4 protein-coding genes and 4 tRNA genes are annotated in these 5,459 nt (G+C 60.1%); all 8 read right to left on the minus strand.

The features are described 5' to 3' along the window. Positions 1-203: 203 nt before the first annotated feature. A tRNA-Thr gene (locus AB5I84_RS13715) sits at positions 204-279 on the minus strand. 42 nt (positions 280-321) lie between these two features. Beyond that, positions 322-395, minus strand: a tRNA-Gly gene (locus tag AB5I84_RS13720). Positions 396-575: 180 nt separating this feature from the next. Further along, positions 576-659 (minus strand) — tRNA-Tyr (locus AB5I84_RS13725). A gap of 124 nt (positions 660-783) precedes the next feature. Beyond that, positions 784-859: transfer RNA gene (locus AB5I84_RS13730), tRNA-Thr, on the minus strand. 59 nt (positions 860-918) lie between these two features. Beyond that, on the minus strand, positions 919-1,473 hold the full coding sequence (locus AB5I84_RS13735) for an SPOR domain-containing protein (RefSeq protein ID WP_369456482.1): 555 nt from the start codon (positions 1,471-1,473) through the stop codon (positions 919-921). Between the two features lie 86 nt (positions 1,474-1,559). Further along, positions 1,560-2,315, minus strand: coding sequence for a type III pantothenate kinase (locus AB5I84_RS13740; RefSeq protein WP_369456483.1), 756 nt, complete (start codon positions 2,313-2,315; stop codon positions 1,560-1,562). Next, on the minus strand, positions 2,312-3,283 hold the full coding sequence (gene birA, locus AB5I84_RS13745; protein ID WP_369456484.1) for a bifunctional biotin--[acetyl-CoA-carboxylase] ligase/biotin operon repressor BirA: 972 nt from the start codon (positions 3,281-3,283) through the stop codon (positions 2,312-2,314). The genes AB5I84_RS13740 and birA overlap by 4 nt, the downstream gene beginning before the upstream one ends. After that, on the minus strand, positions 3,280-4,971 hold the full coding sequence (locus AB5I84_RS13750) for an AMP-binding protein (protein ID WP_369456485.1): 1,692 nt from the start codon (positions 4,969-4,971) through the stop codon (positions 3,280-3,282). The genes birA and AB5I84_RS13750 overlap by 4 nt, the downstream gene beginning before the upstream one ends. Between the last annotated feature and the right edge of the window lie 488 nt (positions 4,972-5,459).

Genomic DNA, 5,459 nt, shown 5'->3' on the forward strand with positions numbered 1-5,459 from the left:
AAGTGCGGTTTGGAACGCTCAAATTTAGCCTTTGCCACGACTCTCTACCTCATCAGTTCGATTGTGCATTCCTGCCCGAACAGCTAAAGCATCGCCCGGAAAACACAAAGAGGACCACGCGCCCATTGGACTTCGTGACCACCACACCCACCACGCTTTCGAGATGAAAACCGCCCCGAGGATCCCCTCGAGGCGGTTCATTGTGGAGCTCATGACCGGATTCGAACCGGTGACCTCTTCCTTACCAAGGAAGTGCTCTACCTACTGAGCTACATGAGCCTTAACTCATCCCGCCGGCGAAGGCGGAGAAACTTTAAAACCTGGAGCGGGTGGCGGGAATCGAACCCGCGTCATTAGCTTGGAAGGCTAAGGTTCTACCATTGAACTACACCCGCCTGCTCTAGTGCCCGGCATATCGGTCGGCACACGGAGGTGTTCAAAACAACCTTCCTGCATCCCGCCACTACTTCCCTGCCTGGGCGGCCGGCATCCTAGGACACCTTGGCCAACTTTTGAAGAGGGAGCATCAAACTCAACCTTCTTCATGATCAGCTACCTTGCCGATCACCTGTAATTGGTGGAGGGGGCTGGATTCGAACCAGCGAAGCTCGCGCGTCAGATTTACAGTCTGATCCCTTTAGCCACTCGGGAACCCCTCCCAAAAAGGGCCACCATTCTGTTTTTGGTGGCGAGGTTTGTCAACCTCTTTTCAACCTATTTTCAACCTATTTTCAAGGAATTGCAGCCGGGCCGAGAAACACCCCCTGCAACCCTGAAGCAAGCTGGAGCTGGCGAGAGGAATCGAACCCCCGACCTACTGATTACAAATCAGCTGCTCTACCTACTGAGCTACGCCAGCATTGCGGCGCGCATTGTAGTGAAACGGACTGCTGCCGGCAAACACTTCCGTCGATTGGCTCAATCTTCCCCACAGGAGGCGCGCGACAGCCGGACCGGCGGCACCGCCGCTAACTGTAGTCGGCCAGCACCCACCGCATCACCCGGCAAGAAATACCAGTACTCGGTTAGCTCGCGCACGGTCGGTCTCATCTCCACCGCATGACCGGCGCTGCGTAGCGTCATGGCCAACCCGCGAGCAGACTCTTCGCTGCTGAAATACCCAAATGAGATGGCGCCGGCGTCGTCGCCATCGCTGACCAGAAAACTATCGACCCCCTGCGCCTGCAACTCTTTCAGCTGCGCCACCACCTGCTCACGAGGCGTGTCAGACGCCGCCAGGTAGACCCAGTGCAGCCCTTCTTTACGTACCTTCACCGACTGCAACCAGCCGTCCGCGTCCGCCGCCATCGCCTGCCGCCACCACCCGCGGGCCTGCTGCGCATCCGGCCACGGGCCGGCCACCCAGCACCACTGCGCTTGCGGCTCGGCATCTCCCGGCGCGGACACCACCGACTCTGGCGCTTCAGTGAGCAAGCGCAGCGTGGGCAGATCAGTAGTGGACTGCTGAGCCATCGATATCGCTGCGGGTGCTGGGCGCCACAAGTTCCAGCCCAAATAGGCGAGATTTACTGCTACCAAAACAAAACATAACCAGCGGATCATGGCGCCTCCCCATTACGGGCCGCGATCACCCGCTCAAAACCATCCAGCACCAAATCGGGGTCATGGAGCAGTCCGCCAGGCAAGCTGTCACGCAGCCACTCGGCATCGCCGCCAGTCAAATATACCGGACACTCCGCAGACAACTGCGCCCGGCACCGGCCGATGGCGAACTCAACGAAACCAACACTCATCGCGCGCAGCCCGTGCTCGACGCAGGCACTGGTGCTGCGCCCGAGCTGTACTGACGGCGCCACATTTTCGGTAACCCGCACGCGGGCAGTGCCCTTGAACAGGCTGTCGCGCAGCATCTGCACGCCGGGCACGATGTAACCACCCAAGTGCTCTCCTGCGCGGGTCACCGCATCCACCGTCATAGCACTGCCGCAATCGATCACCACCGCCTCGCCATGACGCCCATGAACCTCGATCATGGCCAGCCAACGGTCCACACCAAGCCGCTCAGGCTCAGAATAAGCATTGCGCACACCGGCATCCGCTGCGCTGGAATAATAGAACTGCGGTCTGGCTAGCAACCTTTGCTGGAGCACTTGCGCCAGATCCTGGTCGGCCTCCAAGCCAGCGACCGACGCCACCCACAGTTCGGAAACCTGGCCGCCACCGAGCTGCTCAGCCAAGCGCTGTACCAATGGCTGCCAGTCACGGCCATGCGCCCAGCCGCCACCTTCGACACCCGTCACACCCCGCGAGCGCCATTTCATTGCGGTATTGCCGATATCCAAAAACAACTTCATGCGATTCTCAGGCTCACTTCTCCGCCATGAAATAATTGGCGTGTGCCTTCGATCTCCACACACAGCGCCCCACTTCGATCCACCCCAGCTGCAATGCCTTCAAGAACGCGCCCGCCCAATTCGACCCTGACCGCGCGCCCGGCGCATACATCATACTGCGCCCAAGCGGCGGCAAAGGCGGGAAAGCCGCCATCGCGAAACCGCACGAACGCGCCCTGGAGAGCGGCGAGTATACGTGCTGCCAGCAGGTTACGATCAACTTCTGCGCCCAGCGCCGCATGCAGATCCGTCCAAGGCTGAGCCACATTACTCATAGCGGCATCCGGCATCCGCACATTGAGACCGATGCCAACCACCGCCACGCAATCGCCCAGCAGATCACCGGCCAATTCGATCAAGATACCCGCCGCCTTGCGGCCGCCAAGATAAACGTCATTTGGCCATTTCAGCCCCACCTCGGGTACGCCCAAGCCAGTCAAAGCGTCGGCAAGTGCTACCCCCACCGCAAGACTGAGCCCTTCCAATGCAGCCGCACCATGCTCGAACGGCTCGGCAGCAGTGAGATACAGGCAAGCGCCAAAGGGCGAGTTCCACACCCGTCCGCGTCGCCCCCGACCTGCAGACTGATACTCAGCCAGCAAGACAAACGGCGCAGCCCTGCCCTGCTGCAGCTGATCCAGCGCATCTTGGTTGGTGGAACCGGTGCTGTTGCGCACCGCTATCGGCGGCAGAGCTGGGGACTGCGCGGCGATTGCGGTCTCACGAAGCAGGGACAGGCCACCGGCAATGCGGTAGCCCTTGCCACGGACCGACTCCGGCCATAGGCCGACGCCCTCCAACTTTTGCAGGCGCTTCCAGACTCCAGCGCGGGAGATCCCCAAGGCGGCGCCGAGCGCCTCCCCGGAATGAAAGCGGCCATCGGCGAGTAGCTCGATGACCGCCATATCATGCTCTGTCAAATCAGTCATGCACTCGCCCAGACCACCCCCTTCTGTGCCGCCCACGACGGCAGGTGCTGATCATACAGCTTCTCCAGCTCGTTGCGTTTAAGCTTGAGCGTCGGTGTGAGCAGGTTGTTCTCCACCGCCCACTCCTCGCGCACCACCACCAGCGCATCGAGCCGCTCATGGGGGTCGAGCTGCTCGTTGACACGCTTGCGCAAGGCGCCCAAGTCGGCAAGAAACGCATCGCGCTCGCCCGCCTCGGCCAGCTTCATGCGCAGCTCTGGCGCCAGGCAGAGCAACGCGACTGGCTGCGGCAGATCCACCCCCATGACACAGGCCTGATCAACGCCTGGATGGGACACCAGCAGGTTCTCGATCGGCGCTGGCGCCACATACTTGCCCTTCTCGGTCTTAAAGATTTCCTTCACCCGCCCGGTGATACGCAGCCGGCCTTTGGCGTCGATCTCGCCGACATCACCTGTGCGCAGCCAACCATCCTCAGTGAGATCATCGCGGGTACGCACCTCATCTTTGAAGTAGCCCTGCATGGTGGCGATTGAGCGCACCAGGATCTCACCATTGTCCGCAATTTTCTGCTCCACACCGTCATGCGGCCGCCCCACCCAACCGATGGTCTGCTCGCCCACCCGCGTCGCGTGGGACCAGCCCATGTTCTCGGTCATGCCATAGACCTCCAGAATTTCCAGCCCTAATGAGCCATACCAGCGGATCACTTCTGGAGATAGCGCTGACGCACCGGAGAGGGCTATGCGGCACTGATCGAGGCCCATGGCTTTCAGCACCTTACGGCGCACCACCCCGCTCAAAAGCGGTATGCGCAGCAACCGTTTTAATTTCGCCGGCGGCACTGCTTCGCTGGCCTTCTGGTAGAACTTTGTCCAGATCCGCGGCACACCGAAAAACAGCGTCGGCCGTGCACGCTGGATATCCTCTGCAAAGGTTTCCAAAGTGTCGGCGAAATAAATGGTTTGCCCCACATATAACATCGACAACTCAAGAGCGGCCCTCTCGGCTACGTGCGACAACGGCAAGTAGGACAGCATCCTATCTTCAGGTACCAGCTGGTACACCTTCGGTACCCGCTCGCCCATGACCGACAGATTGTTGACGCTGTGCATCACCCCTTTCGGCATGCCAGTCGTACCAGAGGTATAAATGATGGTGGCGACGGCATCGGCGGGGACCGGCACGATGGCATCCAACGGCTCCTGATCGCGGACGATGTCGCTCCAAACCGGATACTTCTTGCGAGCGCTGCCCGGCGCCAGGCTAAACGCCACGCAGGGCAAGTCTTGCGGAATCGCCTCTGCGACCTCCTCCCAAATATCAAGCTTGCCCACAAACAGCGCCTTCGATTCGCTGTGGTGGAGAATATGCGCGACCGCCTCCGGCGTCAGCGTGGGATAGAGCGGCACACTGACATGACCCGCCATCCAAATCGCACAGTCAGCCATGATCCACTCTGCGCAGTTTTTTGAGAACAACGCGACTTTCGAATTCGGCGGCAAGTCCAGTGACACCAGGTGCGTCGCCATCCGCCGAACCTCATCACCCATCTCACGCCAGCGGTACTCACGAAGCACGCCGGCGCCAACCGGCTGAACCATGGCAAGCGCCTCTGGCGCTGCGGCAACACGCTGGAAAAAGGCCTGGATCGGGGATTTGGGCGATTGCTTTTGTTGCGACTGCATACTCTGCTACCTTTGCTTTTCTTAGTGTTATAAATGCCGCTCATGTCGAGATACCGATGCACGCAACAACCCAAACCGAGTATCTCGGACGGCTCCAGAGTCTCGATATTCCAGAAAAGGAGGAGACCACACAAGCTCTGCCCTGACCTAGAACAGAGATGCAGAACAAGTTTCGGGCATTGAATGGGCGCAGAAAGGAGAAGCAGACAGAGGCTTTTATCGGTCAACGGACACCGCGCCGCAACGGATGGAAGTACAGCGCCAAGCATCACCGGGGCCCCAGACCGGTCATACAGCAAGTTCCCAATGCAGCCAGACTCCACAAGCTGAAGGCATTTACCTCCCGGCTCCGCCGCTTAAGCCAGACGTGCGCTCGGCCGCTGAGCGCAGCCCTACCTTCGATACCTTCGATTGCCCAACCGCCCGCCTCGCCGCTTACCTTTCCGAGTAATTACCGCAGTGATTTCCAGCACTACCTGAGCCTTGAC

The sequence above is a fragment of the Alcanivorax sp. REN37 genome (assembly GCF_041102775.1).
GTDB lineage: Bacteria > Pseudomonadota > Gammaproteobacteria > Pseudomonadales > Alcanivoracaceae > Isoalcanivorax > Isoalcanivorax beigongshangi.